The organism is Ciceribacter azotifigens (assembly GCF_048159625.1).
Taxonomy (GTDB): Bacteria; Pseudomonadota; Alphaproteobacteria; order Rhizobiales; family Rhizobiaceae; genus Allorhizobium; species Allorhizobium azotifigens.
Genome location: NZ_JBLQTA010000076.1, coordinates 1 through 886, shown reverse-complemented (window position 1 = coordinate 886; position 886 = coordinate 1). Strand labels below are relative to the sequence as shown.

Below are 886 nucleotides of genomic sequence, written 5' to 3'. Positions count from 1 at the left end.
AAATGGCAAAGAGTAAGTTTGAGCGCACGAAGCCGCACGTTAACATCGGCACGATTGGCCACGTTGACCATGGCAAGACGTCTCTGACGGCGGCGATCACCAAGTATTTTGGTGAGTTCAAGGCCTATGACCAGATCGACGCGGCACCGGAAGAAAAGGCTCGTGGTATCACGATCTCGACGGCGCACGTTGAATACGAGACGGCGAACCGCCACTACGCGCACGTCGACTGCCCCGGCCACGCCGACTACGTCAAGAACATGATCACCGGTGCTGCCCAGATGGACGGCGCGATCCTGGTTTGCTCGGCTGCCGACGGCCCGATGCCGCAGACCCGCGAGCACATCCTGCTCGCCCGTCAGGTTGGCGTTCCGGCGATCGTCGTGTTCCTCAACAAGGTCGATCAGGTCGACGACGCCGAGCTTCTCGAACTCGTCGAGCTCGAAGTGCGCGAACTTCTGTCGTCCTACGACTTCCCGGGCGATGAAATCCCGGTCATCAAGGGTTCGGCTCTTGCTGCTCTCGAAGATTCCAACAAGGAAATCGGCGAGAACGCCATCCGCGCTCTGATGGAAGCTGTCGACGCCTACATCCCGACGCCGGAACGTCCGATCGACCAGCCCTTCCTGATGCCGATCGAAGACGTGTTCTCGATCTCGGGCCGTGGTACGGTTGTGACCGGCCGCGTCGAGCGTGGCATCATCAAGGTTGGTGAAGAAGTCGAGATCGTCGGCATCCGTCCGACCATCAAGTCGACCTGCACGGGCGTTGAAATGTTCCGCAAGCTTCTGGACCAGGGCCAGGCCGGCGACAACATCGGCGCGCTGCTTCGCGGTGTGGACCGCAACGGCGTCGAGCGTGGCCAGATTCTCTGCAAGCCGGGTTC

The 886-nt window shown here is 60.8% G+C and carries 1 protein-coding gene; it reads left to right on the top strand.

Annotated elements, in window-relative coordinates:
- Positions 1 to 2: 2 nt before the first annotated feature.
- Positions 3 to 886: elongation factor Tu (tuf, locus tag ACM6UT_RS23385; protein WP_416799657.1), on the top strand; the 884-nt coding region annotated here is incomplete at its 3' end.